Here is a 23,512-nt window from a genome sequence, read left to right as displayed (position 1 = left end):
CCTGAGGCCGCGCTCCAGCGCATCGAGGGTGGGGCCACGAGTGCCCAGGACCTCCGCGGGCCTATGGGTTGAAGAGCTTCGAGGCGTCGACGTACGCGTTGTACTCGGCCAGCTTGCCGCCCTCGAAGCGGGAGATGGTGGCCCAGGGCACCGTGAGCTTGCTGCCGTCCTTGCGCACGTAGGTGACCAGCCCGTTGGCGAAGGCGCGGTCCTCGAGCGTCCAGCAGTTCTGGAACTGGTGGCTGATGCCGCCGATGGCCGAGAAGAACCCGCCGATGAAGTCCTCGATGCGGCCCCGGCCCGAGACAGGCTCGTTGTTCCCGAAGCGGAAGACGCCTCCTTCCGTGAAGAACGACGCGAAGCCCCGGGCATCGAGCGCATCCACGTGCGCGAACATCTCGTCGAAGAATCGCTTGTGCTCCATGGGGCATCCTCCTGATGCGCGCACGTTAGGGAATTGGCTGTGAGGGGGCAACCGCTTCGCTAGAGTCTCCCAGGTGAAGCTTGGCTTTACGACCCGAGGGAGACGGAAATGTTCCAGAGAGCAGCAGTGCTCGTGGTGAGCTGTGGCGTGTTGCTGACCGGCTGCGATACCGACCCTCGAATGGAGAATGAGGAAATCATCTCCAACCTGGTCGAGGCCGGGTTTCCGGCCGACACCATCCAGGTCGTCGACGGCACCGTGTACGTGGGGGGCGACGCGCAGGTGGGCATCGAGGCGTCCCGCGAGCTGCTCCAGCCCGGCGAAGGCAGCGCGGAGCACTACCGGACGAGCAATGTCGTCAGCAAGAGCTTGACGAGGATCTGCCTCAATCCCACCTCCACGTTCAACAGCTACACCCGGCTCAGCCAGGGGCTTGATTTGGCCATCGCCAATTACAATGCCCTGGGGCTCTGCTTCACCATGGTGCGGGGACCGGCCACCGGCTGCAGCGCGAACATCAGCGTGCTGACCATGTCCGGCGTCGATGGCACGTCGGGGCTCCCGGCGGGTGGCCTTCCCGGCTCCAGCGTCAGCATCGGCACCGGGCTGAGCTCCTACCCCGTGGACATGAGCGAGTACATGGTCACCCACCAGCTGGGTCACGCGTTCGGCCTGCGCCACTCGGACTACTACAACCGGTCCATCAGCTGCGGCACCGGCGGCAACGAAGGCAGCGCTGGCGTGGGGGCCATCCACATTCCCGGCACGCCGACGACGTCCACGGCGGCAGGGTCCATCATGAACGCCTGCCCGAGGGTGAACGAGACCGGCGAGTTCACCAGCACGGACATCATCGCGTTGACCGCCCTCTACGGCTGCTGAGCGTGGAGGGGGGCACCCCCGAGCTCCGGCGAGCTGGGCGCCTTCTTGGCCCTGAAGGCCCACCTGGAGGCGGCCTTCGTTCCCGCCTTCGAGCGGCTGGCGCAGGAGCTGGAGGAGCACGGCGCCCCGGCCCTGGCGTAACGGCTCCCTGACACAGGGGGCGGGCTTCGAAGACAGGTGCCTCGCCCGGCTCGGCACCTTCGCCCGATTCCATCTCCTGCCAGGGCTCATCGACGCACATTCACACCTGCATCGCGGTGACGGGCTCCATGATGGAGTGACGGCGCGCGGAGCCGGCAGAGCACCCCCGGGTCACCCGCGCGCGAACCGGGGGCGAGCGGCTCCCATGAGCTTGAGCGTGAAGACTCCGAGCACGGAGATTGACTGCCCCACGACGATCGCGACGCCAACGCCCGACATCCGCGGTGCGTACGCGACGAGCAGGGCTCCGCTGCCGAGCACCCACGAGGCATCCACTGCGAGGTGCACCCACGCGGCGCGCAAGGGGACTGCCGGCTGGGCGGACACCCACGCGTTGAAGCCGGCCCAGGGCACCAGGAACAGTCCCAGGCCGAACAGGAAGGCCGGGGGCAGCGGCCAGCCGGCGAGCGTGGTGAGGGGCGTGGCCCAGGCCAGCAACACGGCGCCCATGAAGATGGCGGCAAAGGCATCGAAGCGGTAGACGAGGCGGTCATCCATGAGGGCACTTCCGGTGTGAGGGTGTGCCCGAAGACTCCAGGGATGCGGCGCACCCCGCAATGACCTCGGAGGGAAGTGCGGCATCGTTCATCATCCGGTAACCGCGAGGAGGGTCTGCCGTGCGTAACGTCGATGACAAGGGGGCGATGAGCGCCAGGCGCGTCACGGCGCGAAAGCAGGTCTCAGCGGGCGGCGGCAGCGAGCTGGGCTCGCTGTTGAAGGACTGGCGTGCGTTGCGTGGCAAGAGCCAGCTCAGCCTGGCGCTCGACGCCGAGGTGTCGCCTCGCCACCTGGCCTTCATCGAGTCGGGCCGGACGGCGCCCAGCCAGGACATGGTGCTGCGTCTGGCTGACGCGCTGATGCTCGGATTGCGAGAGCGCAACGTCCTGCTCGTGGCGGCCGGCCATGCGCCACGGTTCGGCGAAGGCGGCTGGAACAGCGACGCGCTGAAGGAGCTCCGTCAGGCGGCGGAGATGATTCTCAAGGCGCACGACCCGCACCCCGCCCTGGTGCTCGACGCGGCCTCGACGGTGCTCGACGCGAACGTCGGCGCGCTCACGCTGATGGGCGAGGGGCGAGACGCGCTCGGGCGCCTCAACCTGATGGACCTGGTCTTCGCGCCCGGACGGGTGCGCTCGGCCATCGGGAACTGGCAGGAGGTGGCGGGCTTCCTGCTCCACCGGCTGCGGGAGAACGCCCGGCTGCGCGGCCCCCACTCCGAGTCCGCGCGGGTGCTGGCGCGCGTGCTCGCCTTCCCCGACGCGAGCCACCTCCCACCGATGCCTGGCGGCTCGGGGTCCGTGCTGGTGCCGTTGACCTTCACCGTCGACGGCGTCACCACGCACTGGTTCACCACGGTCACCACCTTCGGAGCACCCCTCCACGCGCTGGCCGAGGAAATCACCATCGAGCAGTTTCACCCGCGCTGAGCCGTGCCGGGGCTCCCTCACGCAGGTGCGAAGCCTGGGCCGGAGACGGTGAACGCGTAGCAGCACAAGGCCACCGAGCCGAATCCTCATCCCCACAGGCCAGAATGCCCAGGAATGCGGTGCCTGCGAGGAGCACCTGCCCCCACGGAATCACGAACGGACGAGGGGGCAGGCACGCCATCTCTTAGTAGAGGTAGTTCAGCGCGGTGATGTCCGTGCTGGTCCACTCGCCGGTCTCGGTCGAGCGGAAGCAGCTGTTCATGACGGAGCCGCCCACCCAGGCATCGGACGGCGTACCGTTGATGAGGATGGCGCCCACGCCGGCCGTGCCCTCATTGGTGGCGGCGCCACCGCAGCTGATGGACCGGTTGTAGTAGTCCGAGTGGCGGAAACCGATGGCGTGGCCGAGCTCGTGGGTGATGACGTGCTCGTTCACGTCAACGCTGTAGCTGTTCAGGCCCGTGCCGATGTTGATGGTCCCATAGGGACGGCCGCCCGAGGGGAACCCCGCGGAGCCACCGGTGCCGGACATGGTCTGCGCGGTGATGCTCGCGGTGCAGCCCGAGCCCCCACGCTGGAAGGTGATGCGCAGGCCCAGGGCGTTGTAGTTGGCAATGGCCAGGTCGAGACCCTGGCTCAGGCGGGTGTAGCTGTTGAACGCGGAGGTGGGGTTGATGCAGATGCGCGTCACGGCGGTGCCGACGAGGTTGGTGGTGCGGTACTGCTCCTCGCTGCCCGTGCTCTGGAGCATCTCGCGGGACGCCTCGAGCGTCACGTGCGCGTCGCTGCCCACGTACACCGCGTCTTCGACGACCTTGATGTCGTCGGACGGGAAGCCGGCCTTGACCAGGTTGGAGACGATCTCCTGGTTCTGGCTCTCCACGTCGGCACCGCAACCGGCCATCAGCGCGCCACAGCTCACCACGAGGACTGCCGCCTTCTTGAGCATTTCCGTCTCCTCTGCTTCGGGGATTACGCAGCCGCCGGACCTTTCCATCCGCCGCGGTCAGCGTTCCCTGGCATGGAGCAACTGTCGGGCCACTAGGACTGACAGATGTTAATAGCTCGTATTCACGGGATTACCTGGAAGATCAATGCTCCAGGCTACAGGGACGTGAGCGTAAAGGAAGATGACACCGGGGGGCATAAGGCGTTGCCCTGGCGGCGGTTTTGTCCCGCGCGCGCGGGCGCTCCCGTTCCGGACAGTGGTGTCTCTCAATCAGTCACTGGCCCTGGGGTCGCTATCACCCGTGAGCACGCCTTCGCTGGGGTCCTGTCGAGGCCGACAGTCAGTCAGCGGTCCAGCCTGGGCCCGTCGACCCGGAAGTCGAACAAGAAGTATGGAGGCACGCAAGCCCCTGTTCCAGGGGCGCTGCCTGGGTAACGGCTGCAGCTGTAGTCGTCGCGGCAGGGTTCGTCGACGGAACAGGCGCGCGTCGTCATGGCTGCCAACAGCCCTCGTTTCCGGACGCAGTCTTCAAGCGGTTCCTCCAGCGGAAAACAGACCTGTTCATAGCCGGAGACGAGCGTCAGCGCGCACACCGAGGAGCCCGAGCGCACGCCGGGCCTGGCGCACGCCACGGAGCAAGCGCCGAGCGGGAACCCGTAGCGATTGGCGATACACGGAATGGCATCCGGGGGCTCGCCCTGGCACACCTCGGGCGGCTCGGCGACAACCTGGTCGCCGCTCGCGCCAGGGCGGGCGACCACCCGCGCGTTCTCACACGCGTCGCCGGAGGTCCGGAGCTCGGGCGCGCAGAACCCGACTTCGTCGTGGTGACTGTCGCGGCACTCGAACCCGGCCTGGCACGTCCAGTCCGCGAAGCTTGGATCTCCGAGCCCACAATGCGAGCCGTAGCCGCCGGCCGAGGTGGCGTGTTCGGGAAACGGTCGCGGCTCAGCGAAGGCTGTCCCGTCCGCCACGCTGGCGAGCATCCGTGCCCGCCAGCCGAGCTCCTCGTGCAGGTGCGGCGAGACGCCGACCGCGAGGGCGTTGAACGTCTGGTCCGGATCTCGCTCCTCGCCGGGGAGGTGGAAGCCCGCCACGGCACGGCTTTGATGGCAGCCTGTACACGTGAAGCCGTCCAGCCTTCGCAGCAGGCCTCGCGGGGAGCGAACCAGCTTCGCCTTGGCATAGGGGAGAGCCGCGAACGCTCCCGAGTCGACCTCTGCCTTGAAGAGGGAGCTGAAGACGCGATTGGCGGGCCTGGAGAGCCCGCGGGGACTCACCGAGATGGCCCGCGTGGCCAGGAACCTGTCTGGAATGACGGAGCGCCCGGCGTCGATGTCCATGAAGCTCTTCGTAATCCAGTCCGCCAGCGCCTTGCGCTCCGCCCGGTTGAGGTCCGCCCGAGGCGTGTTGAGGAGCGGCCGTGGGACGAGGCGATCCGGCCTCACGTCGAAGGACCTGAGGACGTACTCCGCGTGGTCGTCCGCCTCGGGGGTTCCCGGCCCGTGCAGGTTCTGGAAGTTCGTCTCGAGGTGGCTCATGGGCGGCAGTTGGGTCACCATCCGCCCCACCGCGGCGTTTCGCTCGGAGGCGTTCGCCGGCAGCGCGCGCCACTGCCGGGCGATCTCCCTGCAGCTCCCGCCCGGGCCCATGGGCAACGGCCGGATGACGTTGACAGTCATTGGCAGGCGGACGACGGGCCGGCCTTCCGGCTGTAATGAGAGGCGATATATCAGCCGGAGCTGGCCACACTCCTTGGGAGTGGAAAAGCGCATATCGAGCCGGTTGACCACGCCCACCAGTTGGAAGCGCGCGCGGGGCGAGCGCAGCCATTTTGGATCGAAGACGTAGTTCAGGCGCTTGGCATCGAGCGGGAACTGGCTGAGCGCGACGCCGTCCCGAGCGGACAGCTCGGCAAGGTCGCGTTCGATGACCGAGACGAAGGACGCATACCGTGGCGATGTGAGGAGGCTCTGCGCGTCCTCGGCCGGAGCGCCCAACTGCTGGCCAAAGGACAGCCCCTGCCGCTCCAGGATGATCAGCTCCGCGGGGTCAGAGAGCAGCAGCGTGGGTTCGCGAGCTGGCGAAGGAGGCGGCTGCGCGGCGGGCGCTGGCGAAGGAGGCGGCTGCGCGGCGGGCGCTGGCGAAGGAGGCGGCTGCGCGGCGGGCGGTCCGATGACCGCGAGGCTCGGAGCGCTGGCCGGAGGGCGCTCCGGCGGTTCGCTCGAACAGGCGGCGCATATGAAGGCGAGCGTGGTCGCGATGGCGCGCGCTCCGGAGAGGCGCGCCCTGGAACGGGTCGGTTGCATCGCCGCACCTTTCGTATGTCCTGGCTCACTGGATGCGTCGGGACGAGACCTGCCGGCTGCGAAGCTGCAGATGCAGATAGCGTCCCGACATCAGCAACAGAACGAGGAGCCGTCAACTGCTGCTCAAACGCTCCGCGCTGGCCCATGGCCGGTACCGCTCCGCTGATTGGAGGGCACGCTTCTCACCTCTCACTGCACCGTGCGGAGAATCCAGGACTGTCCGGCGGAGGTCGACGGCTGGATGGTGATGGGCTGGCGGTCACCCGTGCTGGAGAGGTACAGCCGCGTCCAGTCTCCGAAGAGGCCGGAGTTGTTGTAGTTGGACTGCGATTGCAACCCGGACGGCATGGTCGCGCCGTCGACGCCCGGGGACTTGAAGCCCCGCTCTGCCCGCCGCTAGCAGCAGAGCGCGACGGGAGGCGGGGCGCGCAGCTCGAGACGCACGCCCGAGCGTGGGTGCACGAGTGCGAGCGACTCGGCGTGCAGCAGGTAGCCGCCGTCGCCGGGGAGCCCGGGGTTGTCGGCCCGCGGCAGCCCCCCCGCGGCGAAGAGCGGGTCTCCCACGAGCGGGTGGCCGATGAAGGCCAGGTGGATGCGAATCTGCTCGGGACGCCCCGTGTGGATGTCCACCTCGAAGAGCGTGTGCTCGGCGCGCCGCTCCAGCACCCGGGCCGTGCTGTGGGAAGGCCTTCCCCGCTCGCTCGCACCGTGCACCTCGCCCAGCCGGGGATGGGGCACCAACCCGATGGGCGCGCGGATGTCGTAGTCCTCATGGGCGGCGAGCCCCACGCAGAGCGCGCGGTAGCGCTTGTGCACGTGGCCCTCGCGCCAGCTGCTCGCCACCCGGGAGGCGGCGTCGTGGGTGCGCGTGAAGAGCACCAGGCCCGACGTCGCCCGACCCAGCCGGTGCATGGGGACGGCCTCGGGCCAGCGCGCCTGCACCAGGGTGAGCAGCGTGTTCTGGAGGTAGCCCCCCGCGGGCAGCGTCGGCAGCCCGGGCGGCTTCACCACGGCGAGCAGCTCCGCGTCCTCATGCACGAGCTCGAAGGTCCGCGGCGTGTCGGGCTCCTCCCACGGCGGGCGGTGCCAGCACAGCCACTGCCCCGCTCGCAGGGGCTCATGGCCCGCCGCGGTGACGCCGTCCAGCCGCACCTCGCCCTGCTCGAAGCGCGCCCGCCACTCGGACTCGGAGGAGTGACGGTACCGGTCCGTCAGGTGGGCGAGCGCGCTGGGGCCCCGTCGGCGCCCGAGCTGCTCGCGGTACACGTAGCCTTCATTGAGCCGCACCGGGGCGCCCTTCCGCCTACTTCTTCGAGCTGCGCAGGTACCGGTAGAACTCGGAGTCGCTCCCCAGGAGCAGGGAGGTGGAGCGGTCCACCACCTGGGGATAGGCCTCGAGGGTGCGCATGAACTGGTAGAACTCCGGGTCCCTGCCGAACGCGTCCGCGTAGATTTTCGTCGCCTCGGCGTCGGCCTTGCCGGTGATTTCCTGGGACTTGCGGTAGGCCTCCGAGCGAATCTCCTTGAGGTCTCGCTCCCGCTGGCCGCGGACCTCCGCCGCGCGGCCCATGCCCTCCGAGCGGGAGCGCTCGGCGATGCGCCGCCGCTCGGAAATCATCCGCTCGAACACCTTCACCTGCACCTCGTCGACGTAGTTGATGCGGCGGATCTGCACGTCCACCAGCTCCACGCCGAACTCCTTGACGATGTCGGCGGCCCGGTCGCGAATCTGCCGGGTGAGCTTGTCCCGGCCCTGGGCGACCTGCTCCAGCGACTCGCCACGCTCCGTCTCGGTGACGTATTCGTCGTCCTCGAACGCGCGGTTGGTGGAGCGCACCGCCTCAATCAAGGCGAACGAGGCGATGGTGTTGCGCGTCTCACCGTCGATGATGTCGTCGAGCCGGGACTTCGCGTTGCGCTCGTCGCGCAGGCGCTGGAAGAAGCGCAGCGGGTCGACGATGCGCCAGCGGCCGAAGGTGTCCACCCAGATGTACTTCTTGTCCTTGGTGGGAATCTGGTTCGGGTCTCCCCGCCAGTCCAACCAGCGCTTGTCGAAGCGGTTCACCGTGTCGACGAACGGCAGCTTGACGTGGAGTCCGGGCTCGGAAATTGCCCCGCCCTGGGGCTGGCCGAACCGGGTGATGACGGCCTGCTCGTTCTCGGTCAGCGTGTACGTGCTGGAGAAGCCCACCACGAGGGCGAGCACGGCAACCACGGCGACGACAAGGGTGACGCGGCTCATCGCTGGGCCTCCGGCTTATGGCTGGCGCTCGCGGGCACGGGGTCTTCCCCGTCCATCCGCAAGAGGGGGGTGATGCCCTTGAGGGACTCGTCCACGACGACCTTGTGTCCCGCCCCCTGGAGGACCTGGCTGACCGTCTCCAGGTACATGCGGCGGCGGGTGACGTCCGGGGCCTTGCGGTACTCCTCGTAGACGCGAGCGAAGCGGTCGGCCTCGCCGCGGGCGCGGTTCACCCGCTCGATGGCATAGCCCTCGGCGGCGCGCAGCGCTTCCTCCGCCTCGCCGCGGGCGCGGGGAATGGCCCGGTTGCGCTCGGCATAGGCCTCGTTGATGGCGCGCTCCTTCTCCTGGATGGCCTGGTTCACCTCATTGAAGGAGGGCTTGACGGGGTCTGGCGGGTTGACGTCCTGGAGCACCACCTGCTGGATGTCCACGCCCGTCTCGTAGCGGTCCGCCAGGTCCTGGAGCAGCAGCTTGGACTGGGTGGCCACCGTCTGGCGGCCGGTGGTGAGGACCTCGTTGACTGAGTGGTCGCCCACCACCGCGCGCATCGAGGCCTCGGAGATGTCCCGCAGCATGGCCTCCACGTTCTTCACCTTGAAGAGGTACTTGTACGGGTCCTTGATTTTGTATTGGACGATCCACTCCACCACGGCGACGTTGAGGTCCCCGGTGAGCATCAGCGACTCGCGCTGCAGGTCCGGGGAGGTCTCCGCGTAGGTGGACGAGGCGCTCCGCGCGCTGCCCGGCTCCGTGCGGAAGCCGAACTCCGCCTTGAGCTGCCGCTGCACGGGGACCTTCACTATCCGGTCGACCCAGAACGGCAGCCGGAAGTGGGGCCCCGGTTCCACGGTGCCGACGAAGCGGCCGAGCCGGAGGATGACGCCGACCTCGTCCGGCTCCACCTGCGCATAGCTGGTGAGCAACCCCACCATCCCCACCAGGCCGAGCAGGACGAAGAGGAGCGGGCGCCCGAGAAAAGGACCCAGCAGCCGTCGAAGCTCACGAAGGGGGTGTGAAGGTTCCTGCCCTCCGGGGGCGGGGCTGACGATGCGAGGGGGCCATGACATGCCTCAGTCTTTGGCCTTCAAAGGGGTTACTTGCAAGCGGAGGCATCCGAAATCCCGAACGCTCCTGCCGTCGGAACCGGTTGTCAGTCCACCACCCAGGCGTGGGCTCGAGCCCCCCGTCGGGCAGGGGGACCCTGGCCACATGCGGCAAGGTGCGTCTGGGAGGCGTGGGCTTCGCGGGCGGAGCGTCCGGTATGCTTCGCCTGTCGTTCACACAGGAGCCCTCCGGGCAGAAGGCAGGTTCGCATGTCCCAGTCGGAGTTCCGCCGTGCCGCCGAGGTGCTCCGCTCCGCAGACGCGCTCATCATCGGTGCGGGCGCGGGCATGGGCGTGGATTCGGGCCTGCCCGACTTTCGCGGGACCGAGGGCTTCTGGAAGGCCTACCCCGCCTACGCGAAGCTCGGCCTGGAGTTCGCCGAGATGGCCAACCCCGCGTGGTTCGAGAGAGACCCCGAGTTCGCCTGGGGCTTCTACGGCCACCGGCTCGGGCTGTACCGGGCCACGGTGCCCCACCCGGGTTTCGAGCTGCTGCGCACCTGGGGCTCACGCATGCGCCACGGGGCCTTCGTCTTCACCTCCAACGTGGACGGCCAGTTCCAGAAGGCCGGCTTCCCCGAGGAGCGCGTCCTCGAAGTGCATGGCTCCATCCACTTCGTTCAGTGCCTGGGCGGCGCGTGCCCGGGCATCACCCCCGCCACGCCCTACTCCGTGGAGGTGGACCCGGAGACCTTCCGGGCCCGGCAGCCCCTGCCCAGGTGCTCGACTTGCGGCTCGCTCCTGCGGCCCAACATCCTCATGTTCGGGGATTGGGGATGGGATGGCTCCCGCTCGCGCACCCAGAAGCAGCGGCTCGACGCGTGGCTGGAGGCCGTGCGGCCCGGGAGGCTGGCCATCATCGAGTGTGGCGCCGGGACGGCCATTCCCTCCGTGCGCAACTTCTGCGAGTCCATCGCGGCGGGCCACGGCGGAACGCTCATTCGCATCAACGTCCGCGAGCCCCAGGTGCCCGCGGGCGGCATTCGCCTTCCCCTCAAGGCCCTGGAGGCCCTGAAAGGGATTGGGGAGGAACTGGAGCAGGGCTCCCAATCCGGAGACCCTCCATGAGGAGAGGCGGTGCCGCCTCATACGTCCACCCACCTCCACCGCCCTGAAAAATACCTGGGACGCACGCTGGGCCACGGGGCCGGAGCGCACCCGGCTGGAGGGCGAGCTGCGCGAGGCGCAGGCCCGCGCGCGGTCGATGATCCGCCGCGGCGTCCGCGAACTTACGGGGGACCACATGCTGTCCAATCGCGCCATGCAGGCGCGCCAGTCAGCGGGGAACCTCATCGATATGAGGGGCACGGGCAGGGACCGCGACCTCGGCCGGAACAGCCGGCAGAACGAGGGCCTCTCGATGAACGTGACGCAGGACAACCACCGGGACCTGAGCGAGACCTTCTTCAGCCGGAACCGCATCCGGAACCCGGCCACGGGAGAGCGGCGCTGGCAGGAGGACGCCCGGAACCCCGAGGCCGGGGTGCAGCGGGATTCGGAGGCCTACCTTGAGCACCTGGTCCAGACGAACGCGCTGACGCCCGCCATCACCGCGGACTTCATCCGGCTCTACTGGAGCGGCATCGTGAACGGCACGCACGGACGCAGTCCGGCCCACGAGGAGATGCTGCTGGACTTCCTCGACCACTCCGAGGCCGCGGCGCGCGTGGCGCCCTGAGTGCGACGGAGGCCGTTGTGCCAGGAGAATTGGGGTGTCAACAGAAACACGGTTACAGGTGGGTTTGCCCGGTGAGGAACAGGTCCGTTACCGTGCACATCGGTGTCCAACCCGAGAAGGACTCTGGAGGCCGCATGCGAAGAAGCGTTCTCGTTGTCGGTTCGCTGATTGTCGCGGGGGTGTTGACCGGCTGTGGCGGTGTGGAGCCGAGCAGTGGCGAGGCCCCAGAAACTCCTCTCACCGAGCAGAATCAATCGCTGGCGCCCACGTGTCCCGAGGGATACACCCCCACCTACGTCTGGCAATGCAGGATGCTCGCCAAGTGGCAGGCCCCCTGTTACTACTCGGGAGGCCCCGGGGCCTACAATGTGGAGCACCTCTATTGTCAGTCCGCTTCGGCTTTCATCGACGCGGGCCCGACAGGGCTCTACGCCTGCGGCGATTGTTGGTGAGTGAGCCAGGCGTTCCAGGGGCCCTCCCCCTGGAGGCCCTGCCACGGTGAGAGCCCCGGGCCGTCGTGTCGCCCCACGGCCCGGCAACACGCCCTACGGGTCATCATGCGGCACCGTGCTCACTTCACGCCGTGAGGACACCGACATCCACCTGGGAGGAAGCCATGGACGTCAACGAGGTCATGGACCGGGCCCGCGACAGCATCACCGTGAAGCGCGTCTATGGGGACGCCATCCAGCAGGAGGGCGTCACCCTGATTCCCGCGGCCCTGGTGGTCGGCGGAGGTGGGGGCGGGGGTGGCGAGGGGCTGGCTCCCCAGCAGGCCGGAGCGGAGGGCGAGGCCCCGAAGGCAAGCGGCTCGGGCGGTGGCTTCGGCCTGAAGGCCAGGCCCGCGGGCGCCTTCGTCATCCGCGAGGGCAATGTCACCTGGGTCCCCGCCGTGGACGTCAACCGCATCGTGCGGGGAGCGCAATGGCTCGTGGGCACGGCGCTCCTCCTCTTCGGCATGCACCGCATCCTGAGCGCGCGCTGAGAACCCGGCTGCTCCACGCAGGGGCGCGCGCGGCGCCCTGCCGGCCCGTGAGCGTCAGCCTCGTCGCGCCGCTTCGATGGTGGCGATGTCGATCTTCCGCATCGTCATCATCGCGTCGAACGCGCGCTTGGCGGCTGCCCGGTCGGGGTCGGCGATTGCCGCGGTCAGTGCGCGTGGCGTGATCTGCCAGGACAGCCCCCACTTGTCCTTGCACCAGCCGCATTCGCTTTCCTGGCCGCCGTTGTTGACGATTGCGTTCCACAGGCGGTCGGTTTCCGCCTGGTCGTCGGTCGCGACCTGGAACGAGAACGCCTCACTGTGCTTGAACGCCGGCCCTCCGTTCAGGCCCAGACAGGGGATGCCCATCACGGTGAACTCGACCGTCAGGACGTCGTTCTGCTTGCCCGAAGGGAAGTCATTGGGCGCGCGATGGACCGCCCGCACCGCGCTGTCCGGAAACGTCTTGGCGTAGAACGTCGCGGCCTCGAGCGCGGTGCCGTCGAACCAAAGGCAAATCGTATTCTTGCTGACCATTTCGCTTCTCCCGAATCAGGGCGGATGGGCGCATGCATGCAGGGAACACAGCAGCAATGCGCCTGCTGCCATAACACGAGGGCCGGATGGGCAGGGTGACCCTCCAGGCTCATTCCACACGCATGCCATGGGCATTCCGTGGGCCGTAGTGCCCCGCGGCGCACACCGCACACGTGCCGAGGAGATCCACCCGGCGCCTCATCTGACACATTCCCAGCAATCCGCCGCGCGCATGTGCCGCGGCCCGCCATGAAAAGGATGCCTCCCCATGTCCTGAAGTGCCCGCCGTCGTGCCCCGCTCCGTTTCTTCCAGGGCGTCCTGCTTGGAGTCCTCGCGGCCGGCTGCGCTCCGGAGCGCCCGGGGCCTTCAGCTCAAGCGCCCCTTTGTCGACGGAACTGTCATCGATAGCGGGGCCGCCATCTTCTTCGATAGCAACCCGGCTGTGATGACCAACAAGGTGAGCAACACCCTTTTCAATGGGGACCCGGTGCCCGTTGCGGGCTTCCGAAGCGTGCGCCAGGGAACGGGCTTCGACTTCGAATACACGGGCGGCTCAACGGGCATCTCCTACCGATGGGATTTCGGTGTCAACGCGACGCCCCGCGAGTCGACGGAACCGCATCCGAATGGAATCACCTTCAGTGGGAACGGCCCGTACCTGGTGAACCTGGCGGTCGAGAAGAACGACGGCTTCGGCATTCGAGCCCCCCATGGGCAAGCCCCGGCAGCTCGGCGCCATGCTGCCAGTGAAGTTCGGCTTGTCGCATCAAGGTAGCGGAGTGAGCAGCACCTCCCAACTCGAATCCATTCTGTTATCGAAAGATGGATGGACGCCAAGGCAGGAGTGCGGGCCCAGAGCACGGGTGACGACATGCAGCGGGCAGGAGGTGCCACTCTCCGAGGATGAGAAATGCTCCCGCAGAACGACTCCTTCCTGATTCCATAGCGGTAGGCGCTCCTGGAGCGCATCGTGCAGACGGAATGCGAGCCCGCTTGCTGGGGGGCAGGCTGAAGCGGGTTGGAGCGCTTTTCATGAGCCCTAGCGTAGGACGGGGCCGTTCCCATGCTCTGGGCACGAAGCGAGAGCTGGTGCCCGACGCTCTATGGAGCCAGGTGGCTTTAGAGAGCCGGAGCGTGGGAGGCGAGTATGGCGCCCACGCAGCGGTCAGCACGGAGCCAATCCTCTGCGCGGTGTGGGTGCATGCGAGATGCCTGGCGCTCGGAGGGGAGGGCGCGCCACCGAGCCTCGGACGGGCGCCGGCCTATTTCGCCTGCGCCGTCTGCTGGCGCTTCTTCGCCTCGGCCTGCGCGGCGGTGTCGAGGGCGGCGAGGCCCTGCTCCATGCTCCCGCCGATGAACCCCTCCATGAAAGGCGACATCACCTTGCCCATCAGCGTGTTCGGCCCTTCCATGCTCCAGGTGACGCGGGTGCCCTGCGCGTTCGGCTCCAGCTTGAACTTCGCCTGGTTGGTGGCCGGGAAGGGCGCGAGGAACTCGAGCTTGATGGAGACCAGCTCGCCGGGTCGGCTCTCGACGATGGTCATCCGGCCCTCTCCGATGTCGCTGTTCCCCTTGTACGTATAGACGGAGCCCGGGCCCGAGGCGGGGCCATCGTAGAGCCTCACCAGGTTCGGGTCGGCCTTCTCGTAGGGCGACCACTGCTCCCACTGACGGAACTCGTTGATGAGCGCGAACGTGGCGTCCGCGGGCGCGCTGAGCTGGGCGCTGCGCTCGATGTGGAAGTGGTCCGGGCGCGTGGCGACGAAGACGACCAGGGCGGCGACGAGGATGGCGGCGGCGATTCCGAGCTTCTTGAGCATGGGCGGGTCTCCTGTGTGATTGCTGCCTTCAACACGGCGACGAGCAGGGCCCCGGGAGATCGACACGCCGGTGATTTATTTTCGCCGCCCGCCCAACCCAGCGGGATTCCACGCCATTTTCCCATCCCTACCTGCCCGGAAATGAAAACCCCCTCCGCGAGGGGGGCTCGAGTCGGGGAGGCGGTGCAGCCTCATCCGTCCACCCACCTCAACCCCCCTGGAAAAATGCCTGGGACGCACGCCGGGACACGCGCGTTTCCTCCTCTGCGCCCTCGTCATGGACAACGTGGCGAGGGTGGCGCTGCTGAAGCGCATGGAGGGAGCCGAGGTGGAACCGCTCATTGATTCGCTCGCGCACCTCAAGAACTATCTCAGCCTGCTGTTCGGCAAGTCGCCGGCAGCCTGACAACGAGCAAGGAGCACGACATGGCTCACAAGCCGGGCAGCTTCATCTGGTACGAATTGATGACCACCGATGCGAACGCCGCGGCGAAGTTCTATGGCGCCGTCGTCGGCTGGAAGATTCCGGACCACGCCGATCCGAACGCGCCCGGTGGCCGTGACTACCGCGGCATCGGCCGCGGCGATGGCGGCATGGCGGGCGGCGTGCTGCAGCTGACGCCGGAGATGTGCGCGCAGGGCACGACGACCACCTGGCTCGGCTATCTGCACGTGAGTGACGTGGACGCCGCGGTGAAGGCCATCGAAGCGGATGGTGGCCGAACGTACATGCCGAAGATGTCGATTCCCGTGGGCGACATCGCGATGGTCGCGGACCCGATGGGGACGCCGTTCTACGTGATGCGCCCCATCCCGCCGCCGGGAAAGCCCGAGGCGAAGAGCGATGTGTTCGACACGAAGGCCGAGCAGCGCGTCCGGTGGAACGAGCTCGCGAGCCCGGAGCTCACGCGCGCGAAGGCGTTCTACGCGAAGCACTTCCACTTCGAGTTCAAGGACACCATGCCCATGGGGGAGATGGGTGACTACTGCTTCTTCGACCACGAGGGCGTCCGGCTCGGCGCAATCATGCAGAAGCCCGAGCACAGCCCGATTGCCTCCTGGGTGTTCTATTTCGGCGTGAAGTCCGCCGCGGAAGCGAGGCGCGCGATTGAAGCGAACGGCGGCAAGGTCCTGATGGAACCGCATCAGGTGCCGGGTGGCGACTGGGTCGTCCTCGCAATGGACCCACAAGGCGCGTCGTTCGGCGTCGTCGGCGGTCCTTGATTCGAGTTCGCGGCGGACTCATCCGTCCATCAAACCCGCGGGGCGCCGGGTGGGGCTCAAAAGCCGGGCGGGCGCTCCCCGGCGACGTGGGCGGCGCGCTCCAGGGCGATGCCCACGCGGCCCAGGGTGCCCTCGTCGAAGAGGCGGCCGACGAGCGTCACGCCGTGGGGCACGCGGCGGGGCGGGGCGAAGGTGGGGAGGGGCCGCTTCGGGTCCGGGGCCCAGTCGCTGCGGGCGCGGGACACCTCCACGAAGCCGGTGCGCAGGGTGAGGGACGGGTGGCCGGTGTGGTTGGTGATGGTGAGGGCCTCGTCGCGCAGGGAGGGGACGAGCAGCACGTCCACCTGGGACATGACGCGGGCCATCTCCTGGGCCACCTTGCGGCGCAGGCGGTCCGCCTGGACGAAGTCTACCGCGGAGAGGAAGCGGGCCTGGCGGAAGAGGTTGGGCCACGCGTCCGGCACCTGCATCTTCAGCGCGTCCACGCCGTGGCCGAGCGTGAGGTCCTCGAAGGAGGCCGCGGCCTCCGCGAAGAGGATGACGTTGAGGGTGGAGTACGGCCAGTCCGGGAGCTGCACCGGCACGGGTGTGAGCCCCAGCTTCTGGAGCGACTCCAGCGCGGCGCGGTCCACGTCCGTGGCGGGGGCCTCCTGCATCCACGCGGGCACGTAGCCCACGCGCAGCCCCGTCACGCCCGCGGTGGCGTCGAAGTCCAGCCGGCAGGGGACGCTGGCCACGTCGCCCGCGTCCGGGCCGCTGAGGGCGGCGAGCACCAGCAGGCTGTCCTCCACCCCGCGCGTCATGGGCCCCAGCTTGTCCAGCGACCAGCTCAGCGTCATGGCGCCGGTGCGCGGCACGCGGCCGAAGGTGGGGCGCAGGCCGGTGACGCCGCAGCGCATGGCGGGGGCGATGATGCTGCCGCCCGTCTCGCTGGCCAGCGAGAAGCCCACGAGCCCCGCCGCCGTCGCCGCGCCCGGCCCCGCGCTGCTGCCCGAGGAGCCCTCCTCCAGGAGCCACGGGTTCTTTGTCTCACCGCCGAACCAGATGTCATTGAGCGCCAGCGCACCCAGGCTCAGCTTGGCCACCAGGACGGCGCCCGCGCGGTGCAGCCGGGCCACGGTGGCGGCGTCCTCGGTGGGGACGCGGTCGCGGTAGGGCTCGGCGCCGTAGGTGGTGGGGATGCCGGCGGTGTCCACCAGGTCCTTGGCCCCCCAGGGGATGCCGTGCAGCGGGCCCTTGTAGCGCCCCGCCGCGATGTCGCGGTCCGCCTGCCGGGCCTGCGCCAGCGCCAGCTCCGGCGTCAGGGTGATGACGCACTTCAGCTTCGGGTCGAAGCGGCGCAGGCGCTCCAGGTAGAGCTGGGTGAGGTGCTCGGAGGTGAGGGCGCGCGACTCCACCCAGCGGGACAGCTGCGTGAGGGGCGCGAAGGCGATGTCCTCGTCGCGCGCGGGCAGGGCCACCTTCGCGCCGCGGCTGCGCACGAGGCGGTCCTTCGCGGGGCCCGCGCCGGCGCCGGGCAGCGCGGGGTTCCACTGGGAGGCGGGCGCGAGCGCGGGCTCCAGGGGCAGCTTGCGCGGGCCGGTGCGGCGCTCGTGCAGGGGGGCCATGGAGACGCGCCAGTTGCCGGCGGCCTGGGCGCGCTCGGCGGGGCTGAGCTGCACCTGCATGAGCTTCTCCGCCTCGGCGAAGGTGGCGGGGCTCACCTCAGGGCCCACGGTGGGGCCCGCGCCGAAGGTGGGCGGTGCCCCGGCGGGCGCGGGCGTGCCTCCGTCCGAGGCCGCGGCGGCGGCAGTGCTTGCGAGTCCGAGCACGGTGGTGGACAGGAACTGCCGACGGGAGCTGGCCATGGCGCATCCTCACGGGAGAGCGACGGGGGACGCGCAGTGTGCCACCACTCCTCAGCAGGCCCTGAACCGGAAGGGCTGTGGCGAGAACCGCTCTCTGTATCGCGCGCTCGGGGCGCCTCAGGTCGGGGCCGTGAAGCGGGTCATGTTCAAGAGCGTGGCGGCCTTGCCATCCTCGTCCCCCAACTGCTCGAAGAGCTCGAGTGCCTGCTGCCAGAACAGGAGCGCCCGGGTGACGTCTCCCTGCCGGGCCAGGGCCATGCCCATGTTCGAGAGGGTGATGGACCGGGCCTTGGCACTGTCGCTGTGCTTCTGGAGCTCCAGCGCTCGCTCCCAGTGCTTCAGGGCGCTGGCCGGGTCGCCCATCTCCAGCAGGATGTTGCCCATTCTGGCCAGGACCTCGCTCTTGCCGAGCTCATCGTCCAGCCCGTCGAGGAGCGCGAACGACTTCCGCAGGAGCTCGAGGGCCTGGACGCTGTTGCCTCGCCCGGCCTCGGCGTCCGCCATGGAGTTGAGCGTGTCAGCCTGCCCCGGGGCATCGCCGAGCTTCTCGTGAAGCGACAGCTTCTGTTTCCATCGCTCGAACGCGCCGGAGACATCGCCCGCCCAGGCCATGTAGCTCGCGGTGTGGCCGAGCACCATGGCCTGGTGCTCGAACGCGCCGGACTTCTCCATGAGCTCGTTCGCTCGCTGCCAGAACTCTACCGCGCGGCTGCGGTCGCCTTGATGGAAGCAGATGCGGCCCAGGGCGACGAGCACGCCGGTCTTGTTCTCGGGGTCGTCGTGCCGCTCGTAGAACTCCAGCAACTGCTCCAGCACCTTGATGGCGCGGGGGGCGTCCCCCTGCTCGTCGAAGACGCGAGCCAGGAGCTGGAGCGTGGAGGCCCTGCTCCCGACATCTCCTGTCTTCTCGTGCAGCTTCAGTTTGTACTGATACAGCGCGATGGCCTGGGTGAAGTCCTTCTGGCCGGCGGCGGTCTGGGCCATGGAGGCCAGCACGCTGCTCAGGCTCTCCACGTCCTCGTGCCGCTCGAAGATGCCGAGGGTCTGCCGCCAGAGGGAAAGGGCGCGGGCTCCGTCGCCCCGCTGGGAATGGAGCAACGCCATGTTGTGGAGCGCGGTGGCCTTGGCCTCGTCGCTGCCGAGCGTGTCGCTCAGCTCCAGCACCCCCTGCCAGTGCCCCAGGGCGCCGTCCAGGTCCTCCTGAGACTGCGCAATCCTTGCCATGAGCGAGAGCGCGCCGGCCTGGCCTTGGGGATCGCCGACACGCTCGAGCAGCGGGAGCGCCTGCCGGCACACCTCCATGGCCTGGGAGTATTGCTGCAACCGGGCCATGGCGCCTGCCATGTTCATGAGGGTGTGGCCCTGGCCTTGGACGTTGCCCAGTGTCGTGTCCAATTCCAGCGCCCGACGCCAGCACTGGAGGGCGCGTGCGGCGTCTCCGCTCCGGGTCAGGACGTGGGCCATGAGGTCGAGGGTGCTGGACTGGTTCTCCAGGTCTCCCGTCTGTTCGAGGAGCGTGAGGGCCTGTTGCAATGCGAGGAGTGCATTGGGGTCGTCCCCCTGCCGCGCCATGTCGCGCCCTCTCTCGTAGAGCGCGTAGGCCTGCTGGCTGGCGCCGGATGCCATGCTGGAACTCATGAGGGACTCCTTCCAACGTTCTTCTGCCAGGAGGCGCGAGGCCCGGGCGTGGATGCCGGGCTCGCGGTGAACAGGCCGGTGACTCAGCTCTCCGCGAGGGTGGCGTGAACATCCTCGCTGCAGACCTGCGAGGCGTCATCGGCCTGGCCGGCGTCGTCCGGGGTCACCGAGGCCGTGGGGTCGGTGGGGTCTGCCACCACGCCATGGCACCAGGTGGGAGCGTAGTCGCCACACGTCATCCACGTGCTTGGGCCCACGGCACACTCCTCCCCGCACAGACTGTATTGACAGATTTCGGAGCACTGCCGTGGATAGGCCAGGGCAGCCGTGGGCGACAGGGAAAGGACCGCCGAGACAGTCATCAGGGACTTCATCAGCATCCGCATACGTGCTCCGTGTCAGACAGGGTGAGTGACAGCTGTGGACGGCTTTCGACGAGCGTCAGCCACGCGGCTTGCCCGTTGCCGTCAAATCCAATGAGCCGACTCGGCCAGAAATGATGCAGAGATTCCGCAGGCCGCCTTTTGGCAGCTTCATTTGCACGCGGTAGAAGTCCCCGCACGTGAGCCCCTTGAAGACGTTGATGACGAGCGACCCGCCGAGCGCTTTGCCACGCCGGGCGGCTGTCCTGTTCGCCGCGACTTCGGGCGGCGCGGTCCTCGTCGGCTGCCTCGTGGCCGCTGCTCATGCCGTCCCGGCAACCTTGTGGGCGCGCAACGCTGGCGCCTGGATTGTTGGCGCCCTCCTGGCCACCGTGCTCGCCAGGACCGCCACGCCGCGCGCGGCACGGGTCATCCTGCCGTTGGCCGCGGTGGCGATTGCGGCCACGCTCTTCAGCGGTGGTCTCTCGGGCGTGCACCGGTGGGTTGCCATCGGCCCCGTGAGGCTCAACGCCGCGGAGCTGCTGCTGCCGATGGCGCTCGTCGCCTGGGCGGGCGTGGCCTTGGGACGACGCCCGCTGTGGCTCATGGCGCCGGTGCTTGCCATCATCCTGGCGCTCCAGCCCGATGCCTCGCAGGCGGTGGCGCTGGCCGGCGCCGTCATCGCGGTGCTGCTCGCCCACCCGCTGCCTCAATCCTTCAGGCTCATGGCGGCGGTCATCCCCGTGGCGGCGGCGGTGGTGGCCGTCTTCCGCCCGGATCCGCTTCAGCCCGTGCCCGAGGTCGAGGGCATCATCGGCCTGGCCCTGGAGACGTCTCCGGCCCTGGCGCTGCTGGCGGTGCTGACGCTGGCCGGCGCGGTCCTGTCTCCGCTGGCCGCAGCCGGTGTCTCCCGAGCGGCGGCGATAGGGCTCACCGTCTACCTCTCACTCTGCGCGCTGGCGCCCTGTCTCGGAGCCTTCCCCGTTCCGCTCGTGGGCATGGGAGTCAGCCCCATCCTCGGCGCATGGTGCGGCATCGGGCTGTTGGTGGGCCTGGGCCGCGGAGGGGCCTCCAACGTTCCCGCGTCGAGCGGGTGACACACACACCTGCAGACGGTGTTGCATTGGCATGTCTATCGCCAATGCTCGAAGTCTCGAAGTCAGACAGGATGCTTCGCACGAGGGTGTGCTCGCTCCACCGTCGGAGGCGCGTCCTCATGCGGATGGCGGCTGCGGGACACGGCGTCCGCGTCTGTCGCACGCGGTGTTCTCCATCGTCCTGCTCCTCGGGATGGCCGGAGCGGTCAGTGGCTGCAGTGACGACGACGAGCCCACGTCGTCGCTGCACGCGGACCTGCAGGCCACTCTCGACGACGCCGTTGCCAAGGGTGTGACTCCCGGCGTCGTCCTGGTCGTCTCCTCGCGCAATGGCCCGTCCTGGTCAGGCGTGGCCGGTCTCAGCGATGTCGAGCGGAAGCTGCCAATGTCCGCGCAGGACTCCTTTCGCGCCGGCAGCATCCTCAAGACCTTCGTCGCCACCGCCGTCCTGCAGTCCGTCGAGCGGAACGTGCTCGCCCTGGACGACACCCTGACGGAGCGGCTGCCCGCGAGTGTGACGGCCCATATCGCGAATGCGGAGTCCATCACCGTGGCCATGCTGCTCAGTCACCGTTCCGGCGTCCCGGAGTGGGTCACCGACGAGACCACCCAGGCCATCATGGCCGACCCGGAGCACGTCTGGACGCTCGACGAGATTCTCGGCATCTCCGAAGCACAACCGCCGGCCTTCCCTCCCGGGGCGATGTACGGCTACTCGAACACCAACTACGTGCTCCTCGGCGAAATCCTCTCGGCCGCGGAAGGTCGCAGCTGGCGCGAGGTCGTCCGCGAGCGGGTCATCGCGCGGGCCGGGCTCTCGCACACGCTTCTGCCCGAGCCGGGAGATGCGGGCTGCGCGGCGTCTTGCGCGCGGGGGTACGTCCCGTTCGACGACGCGCTGATGGACTTCACCGACGTGGACCCCTCGATGGCCGGCGCCTCCGGCGGTCACGCCCTGGTGACCACGGCCTTCGACCTCACCGCCTTCTGGAAACAGCTCCGCGCCGGTGCGCTGTTCGAGCGCGCCGACACCCTGAACGCCATGCTTTCGTTTCAGGCGGCACCCGAGCCCGAGTCCCGGCTGGTCGGATACGGGCTCGGCGTGATGCAGCTCGAGTCCCAGGGGGCTGTCTCCGTCGGGCACCTGGGCACCACGGCGGGCTACCAGAGCTTCATGCTCTACGTGCCCGAGACCGAGCGCTACGTCACGGGGTTCACCAACGTGATGGGGGACCTGGCCGCGGTGCTCGTGCCCATCCTGGAACGCGCGTCACGCCCCTGAGCCCGTTCGCGGGCGGTGGGTTCACCGCCGCGCGGCCGCCCTCAGCGCGTCCATCAGCCCGTCCAGGTCCGCGTCGGTGGTGAGCGGGTTGATGAGCGTCACGCGCAGGTACACGCCCTTCGGCAGCTTCGTCTGCACGAGGTAGAAATCCCCGCGCGTCACCAGTCGCTCTCGCAGCCGCGCCTGCAATGCGTCCCACTCCTCCGCGGGCACGTGCGCCGGGGTGTGGCGGAAGCAGATGATGTTGCAGTCCGGCTGCACCGCCACCTCGAAGTCGCCGGAGGCAGCCAGGCGCTTCGCGAAGCGCCCCGCCTGCTCATACGACTCCGTCACCGCGTCCGAGAACAACCGAGTCCCCAGCACCGCGAGGCAGGCGTACACCTTCAGCGCCATCATCTCCTTGGTGCACTCCATGGTGCGCAGGCCCACGTCGCTCCACGGGCGCTCGCCGTCACCGTGGAACAGGTAGCTGGCCTCCTGCGCGAAGGCCTCGAACGAGCGCGCCCCGTCGCGGAAGAGCACCGCCGTCACCAGCGCCGGCATCAGCAGGCCTTTGTGCGCGTCCCACACCACCGAGTCCGCCCGGTCGATGCCGCGCACCAGGTGCCGGTGCGTGGGACTCAGCACCGCCGACGCCCCGTGCGCTCCGTCCACGTGGAACCACAGCCCCCGCTGCTCGCAGAAGTCCGCCACCGGCTCCAGCGGGTCGAACGCACCCGTGGCCGTGGAGCCCGCGCTCGCCACCACCGCAATCACCTTGCGCCCCGCCAGCGTGGCCGTCTTGAAGGCGGCGTCCAGTGACTCGGGCCTCAACCGGAAGCGCTCGTCCACCGCGACGGGCGTCACGCCGCCCTCGCCCCAGCCCATGATGCGCGTGGCTCGGGAGACGCAGTAGTGCGCCGTCTTCGCCACCAGCACCGTGAGCGGAGGGCCCGCGTGCGCGCCCTGGTTCCACGCGTCGTAGCCCGCCTTCGCCTGCCGCGCGGCCAGCAGCGCGGTGAGGTTGCCCAGCGAGCCTCCCGAGGTGAGCACGCCGTCGGTGCTCTCCGGCAGCCCCAGCCGCGCCGCCATCCACCGCAGCACGTTGCGCTCCATGGCGGTGGAGACGGGGCCCATCTCGTACACGGCCATGCCGTTGTTGAGCAGCGACGACACCGCGTCGCACAGCGCGGCCAGCGGCACCGGCGCCGACACCTGGTGGCCCACGTAGCGCGGGTGGTGCAGGTGGTTGGAGCCCGACAGCACCCGGGCCACCAGGTCCGCGAAGTCGCCCTGGGGCTCCTCGGGGAAGGTGGCGGTGAAGCGGTCCACGTTCACCGCGGGCGCCGCCCAGGGCAGCACCGGCCCCTCGCCGCGCTCCGTCCCGGCGAGGTAGCCCGCCAGGGTGTCCACCAGCCGGTGTCCCTCGCGGCGGAACGTCTCTGCGTCGTACGCGGCGGCAACCCGCTCCCGGAAGTCCGTCATGGCGCGCGGAAGCTAGCCGCGCCGCTACCATCGGGGGAAT

At 68.9% G+C, this 23,512-nt stretch carries 23 protein-coding genes; 9 read left to right on the top strand and 14 right to left on the bottom strand.

Going from position 1 to position 23,512, the window contains the following annotated elements; translation table 11 throughout:
• Window positions 1-61 precede the first annotated feature (61 nt).
• Window positions 62-424, bottom strand: coding sequence for a nuclear transport factor 2 family protein (locus ACX9TP_RS44065; protein ID WP_482976700.1), 363 nt, complete (start codon window positions 422-424; stop codon window positions 62-64).
• A 108-nt stretch (window positions 425-532) separates the two neighbouring features.
• Between ACX9TP_RS44065 and ACX9TP_RS44060 the strand changes: the two genes are divergently transcribed.
• On the top strand, window positions 533-1,306 hold the full coding sequence (locus tag ACX9TP_RS44060) for a zinc-dependent metalloprotease (RefSeq protein WP_482976699.1): 774 nt from the start codon (window positions 533-535) through the stop codon (window positions 1,304-1,306).
• 312 nt (window positions 1,307-1,618) lie between these two features.
• Here ACX9TP_RS44060 and ACX9TP_RS44055 read toward each other — a convergent pair whose 3' ends face one another.
• A complete protein-coding gene (locus ACX9TP_RS44055) occupies window positions 1,619-2,005 on the bottom strand; it encodes a hypothetical protein (protein WP_482976698.1) in 387 nt (128 codons plus the stop codon).
• Between the two features lie 119 nt (window positions 2,006-2,124).
• Here ACX9TP_RS44055 and ACX9TP_RS44050 point away from each other — a divergent pair, with 119 nt between their 5' ends.
• Window positions 2,125-2,934, top strand: coding sequence for an MmyB family transcriptional regulator (locus ACX9TP_RS44050; RefSeq protein ID WP_482976697.1), 810 nt, complete (start codon window positions 2,125-2,127; stop codon window positions 2,932-2,934).
• A 184-nt stretch (window positions 2,935-3,118) separates the two neighbouring features.
• Here the strand turns inward: ACX9TP_RS44050 and ACX9TP_RS44045 are convergent, their stop codons facing one another.
• From ACX9TP_RS44045 to hflK, 6 genes are all read right to left on the bottom strand, one after another.
• Window positions 3,119-3,883, bottom strand: a complete 765-nt coding sequence (locus tag ACX9TP_RS44045) for a zinc-dependent metalloprotease (protein ID WP_482976696.1) — start codon at window positions 3,881-3,883, stop codon at window positions 3,119-3,121.
• A 344-nt stretch (window positions 3,884-4,227) separates the two neighbouring features.
• On the bottom strand, window positions 4,228-6,192 hold the full coding sequence (locus ACX9TP_RS44040) for a hypothetical protein (RefSeq protein ID WP_482976695.1): 1,965 nt from the start codon (window positions 6,190-6,192) through the stop codon (window positions 4,228-4,230).
• 189 nt (window positions 6,193-6,381) lie between these two features.
• Complete coding sequence (locus tag ACX9TP_RS44035; protein WP_482976694.1) at window positions 6,382-6,540, bottom strand: hypothetical protein; 159 nt, start codon at window positions 6,538-6,540, stop codon at window positions 6,382-6,384.
• A 48-nt stretch (window positions 6,541-6,588) separates the two neighbouring features.
• Window positions 6,589-7,479, bottom strand: a complete 891-nt coding sequence (locus ACX9TP_RS44030) for an RluA family pseudouridine synthase (RefSeq protein ID WP_482976693.1) — start codon at window positions 7,477-7,479, stop codon at window positions 6,589-6,591.
• A gap of 16 nt (window positions 7,480-7,495) precedes the next feature.
• On the bottom strand, window positions 7,496-8,434 hold the full coding sequence (gene hflC, locus ACX9TP_RS44025; RefSeq protein ID WP_482976692.1) for a protease modulator HflC: 939 nt from the start codon (window positions 8,432-8,434) through the stop codon (window positions 7,496-7,498).
• Complete coding sequence (gene hflK, locus ACX9TP_RS44020) at window positions 8,431-9,504, bottom strand: FtsH protease activity modulator HflK (RefSeq protein ID WP_482976691.1); 1,074 nt, start codon at window positions 9,502-9,504, stop codon at window positions 8,431-8,433. The genes hflC and hflK overlap by 4 nt, the downstream gene beginning before the upstream one ends.
• Window positions 9,505-9,750: 246 nt before the next feature.
• On the opposite strand from hflK, the gene ACX9TP_RS44015 reads away from it, so the two are divergent.
• From ACX9TP_RS44015 to ACX9TP_RS44005, 3 genes are all read left to right on the top strand, one after another.
• Window positions 9,751-10,608, top strand: a complete 858-nt coding sequence (locus tag ACX9TP_RS44015) for an SIR2 family NAD-dependent protein deacylase (RefSeq protein WP_482976690.1) — start codon at window positions 9,751-9,753, stop codon at window positions 10,606-10,608.
• A gap of 175 nt (window positions 10,609-10,783) precedes the next feature.
• Window positions 10,784-11,218 carry a hypothetical protein gene (locus tag ACX9TP_RS44010; RefSeq protein WP_482976689.1) on the top strand — a complete coding sequence of 145 codons (435 nt, stop codon included), beginning with the start codon at window positions 10,784-10,786 and terminating at the stop codon, window positions 11,216-11,218.
• Window positions 11,219-11,834: 616 nt separating this feature from the next.
• Window positions 11,835-12,203 carry a spore germination protein GerW family protein gene (locus ACX9TP_RS44005; RefSeq protein WP_482976688.1) on the top strand — a complete coding sequence of 123 codons (369 nt, stop codon included), beginning with the start codon at window positions 11,835-11,837 and terminating at the stop codon, window positions 12,201-12,203.
• Window positions 12,204-12,257: 54 nt separating this feature from the next.
• Here ACX9TP_RS44005 and ACX9TP_RS44000 read toward each other — a convergent pair whose 3' ends face one another.
• Entirely contained in the window at window positions 12,258-12,737 is a 480-nt protein-coding gene (locus ACX9TP_RS44000; protein ID WP_482976687.1) for a VOC family protein, read from the bottom strand.
• A 446-nt stretch (window positions 12,738-13,183) separates the two neighbouring features.
• Between ACX9TP_RS44000 and ACX9TP_RS43995 the strand changes: the two genes are divergently transcribed.
• Complete coding sequence (locus ACX9TP_RS43995; protein WP_482976686.1) at window positions 13,184-13,513, top strand: PKD domain-containing protein; 330 nt, start codon at window positions 13,184-13,186, stop codon at window positions 13,511-13,513.
• 487 nt (window positions 13,514-14,000) lie between these two features.
• On the opposite strand, the gene ACX9TP_RS43990 is transcribed toward ACX9TP_RS43995, so the two are convergent.
• Window positions 14,001-14,558 (bottom strand): SRPBCC family protein, encoded by a 558-nt coding sequence (locus ACX9TP_RS43990; RefSeq protein ID WP_482976685.1) that lies wholly within the window; start codon window positions 14,556-14,558, stop codon window positions 14,001-14,003.
• Window positions 14,559-14,984: 426 nt separating this feature from the next.
• On the opposite strand from ACX9TP_RS43990, the gene ACX9TP_RS43985 reads away from it, so the two are divergent.
• Window positions 14,985-15,782 (top strand): VOC family protein, encoded by a 798-nt coding sequence (locus tag ACX9TP_RS43985; RefSeq protein ID WP_482976684.1) that lies wholly within the window; start codon window positions 14,985-14,987, stop codon window positions 15,780-15,782.
• Window positions 15,783-15,838: 56 nt separating this feature from the next.
• On the opposite strand, the gene ACX9TP_RS43980 is transcribed toward ACX9TP_RS43985, so the two are convergent.
• From ACX9TP_RS43980 to ACX9TP_RS43970, 3 genes are all read right to left on the bottom strand, one after another.
• The gene (locus tag ACX9TP_RS43980) at window positions 15,839-17,629 is read right to left on the bottom strand and encodes an amidase (RefSeq protein ID WP_482976683.1); all 1,791 of its coding nucleotides are present in this window, start codon (window positions 17,627-17,629) and stop codon (window positions 15,839-15,841) included.
• Window positions 17,630-17,746: 117 nt separating this feature from the next.
• Window positions 17,747-19,267 (bottom strand): tetratricopeptide repeat protein, encoded by a 1,521-nt coding sequence (locus ACX9TP_RS43975; RefSeq protein ID WP_482976682.1) that lies wholly within the window; start codon window positions 19,265-19,267, stop codon window positions 17,747-17,749.
• A gap of 83 nt (window positions 19,268-19,350) precedes the next feature.
• Complete coding sequence (locus ACX9TP_RS43970; protein ID WP_482976681.1) at window positions 19,351-19,524, bottom strand: hypothetical protein; 174 nt, start codon at window positions 19,522-19,524, stop codon at window positions 19,351-19,353.
• A 305-nt stretch (window positions 19,525-19,829) separates the two neighbouring features.
• On the opposite strand from ACX9TP_RS43970, the gene ACX9TP_RS43965 reads away from it, so the two are divergent.
• Together ACX9TP_RS43965 and ACX9TP_RS43960 are read left to right on the top strand one after the other, a co-directional pair.
• Entirely contained in the window at window positions 19,830-20,726 is an 897-nt protein-coding gene (locus tag ACX9TP_RS43965; protein ID WP_482976680.1) for a hypothetical protein, read from the top strand.
• Window positions 20,727-20,892: 166 nt separating this feature from the next.
• Window positions 20,893-22,008 carry a serine hydrolase domain-containing protein gene (locus ACX9TP_RS43960; protein ID WP_482976679.1) on the top strand — a complete coding sequence of 372 codons (1,116 nt, stop codon included), beginning with the start codon at window positions 20,893-20,895 and terminating at the stop codon, window positions 22,006-22,008.
• A 21-nt stretch (window positions 22,009-22,029) separates the two neighbouring features.
• Here the strand turns inward: ACX9TP_RS43960 and ACX9TP_RS43955 are convergent, their stop codons facing one another.
• Window positions 22,030-23,472, bottom strand: a complete 1,443-nt coding sequence (locus ACX9TP_RS43955) for a pyridoxal phosphate-dependent decarboxylase family protein (RefSeq protein ID WP_482976678.1) — start codon at window positions 23,470-23,472, stop codon at window positions 22,030-22,032.
• Between the last annotated feature and the right edge of the window lie 40 nt (window positions 23,473-23,512).

The sequence above is a fragment of the Pyxidicoccus sp. M15 genome (genome assembly GCF_056858435.1).
This window is presented reverse-complemented; position numbering and strand designations above follow the sequence as displayed.

Excerpts from the sequence above, each read along its gene's own strand:
- ACX9TP_RS44065 (WP_482976700.1), bottom strand. The coding sequence starts at position 424 with ATGGAGCACAAGCGATTCTTCGACGAGATGTTCGCGCACGTGGATGCG.
- ACX9TP_RS44060 (WP_482976699.1), top strand. The coding sequence starts at position 533 with ATGTTCCAGAGAGCAGCAGTGCTCGTGGTGAGCTGTGGCGTGTTGCTG.
- ACX9TP_RS44055 (WP_482976698.1), bottom strand. The coding sequence starts at position 2,005 with ATGGATGACCGCCTCGTCTACCGCTTCGATGCCTTTGCCGCCATCTTC.
- ACX9TP_RS44045 (WP_482976696.1), bottom strand. The coding sequence starts at position 3,883 with ATGCTCAAGAAGGCGGCAGTCCTCGTGGTGAGCTGTGGCGCGCTGATG.
- ACX9TP_RS44040 (WP_482976695.1), bottom strand. The coding sequence starts at position 6,192 with ATGCAACCGACCCGTTCCAGGGCGCGCCTCTCCGGAGCGCGCGCCATC.
- ACX9TP_RS44035 (WP_482976694.1), bottom strand. The coding sequence starts at position 6,540 with ATGCCGTCCGGGTTGCAATCGCAGTCCAACTACAACAACTCCGGCCTC.
- hflC (WP_482976692.1), bottom strand. The coding sequence starts at position 8,434 with ATGAGCCGCGTCACCCTTGTCGTCGCCGTGGTTGCCGTGCTCGCCCTC.
- hflK (WP_482976691.1), bottom strand. The coding sequence starts at position 9,504 with ATGTCATGGCCCCCTCGCATCGTCAGCCCCGCCCCCGGAGGGCAGGAA.
- ACX9TP_RS44015 (WP_482976690.1), top strand. The coding sequence starts at position 9,751 with ATGTCCCAGTCGGAGTTCCGCCGTGCCGCCGAGGTGCTCCGCTCCGCA.
- ACX9TP_RS44010 (WP_482976689.1), top strand. The coding sequence starts at position 10,784 with ATGCTGTCCAATCGCGCCATGCAGGCGCGCCAGTCAGCGGGGAACCTC.
- ACX9TP_RS44005 (WP_482976688.1), top strand. The coding sequence starts at position 11,835 with ATGGACGTCAACGAGGTCATGGACCGGGCCCGCGACAGCATCACCGTG.
- ACX9TP_RS44000 (WP_482976687.1), bottom strand. The coding sequence starts at position 12,737 with ATGGTCAGCAAGAATACGATTTGCCTTTGGTTCGACGGCACCGCGCTC.
- ACX9TP_RS43995 (WP_482976686.1), top strand. The coding sequence starts at position 13,184 with ATGACCAACAAGGTGAGCAACACCCTTTTCAATGGGGACCCGGTGCCC.
- ACX9TP_RS43990 (WP_482976685.1), bottom strand. The coding sequence starts at position 14,558 with ATGCTCAAGAAGCTCGGAATCGCCGCCGCCATCCTCGTCGCCGCCCTG.
- ACX9TP_RS43985 (WP_482976684.1), top strand. The coding sequence starts at position 14,985 with ATGGCTCACAAGCCGGGCAGCTTCATCTGGTACGAATTGATGACCACC.
- ACX9TP_RS43980 (WP_482976683.1), bottom strand. The coding sequence starts at position 17,629 with ATGGCCAGCTCCCGTCGGCAGTTCCTGTCCACCACCGTGCTCGGACTC.
- ACX9TP_RS43975 (WP_482976682.1), bottom strand. The coding sequence starts at position 19,267 with ATGAGTTCCAGCATGGCATCCGGCGCCAGCCAGCAGGCCTACGCGCTC.
- ACX9TP_RS43955 (WP_482976678.1), bottom strand. The coding sequence starts at position 23,472 with ATGACGGACTTCCGGGAGCGGGTTGCCGCCGCGTACGACGCAGAGACG.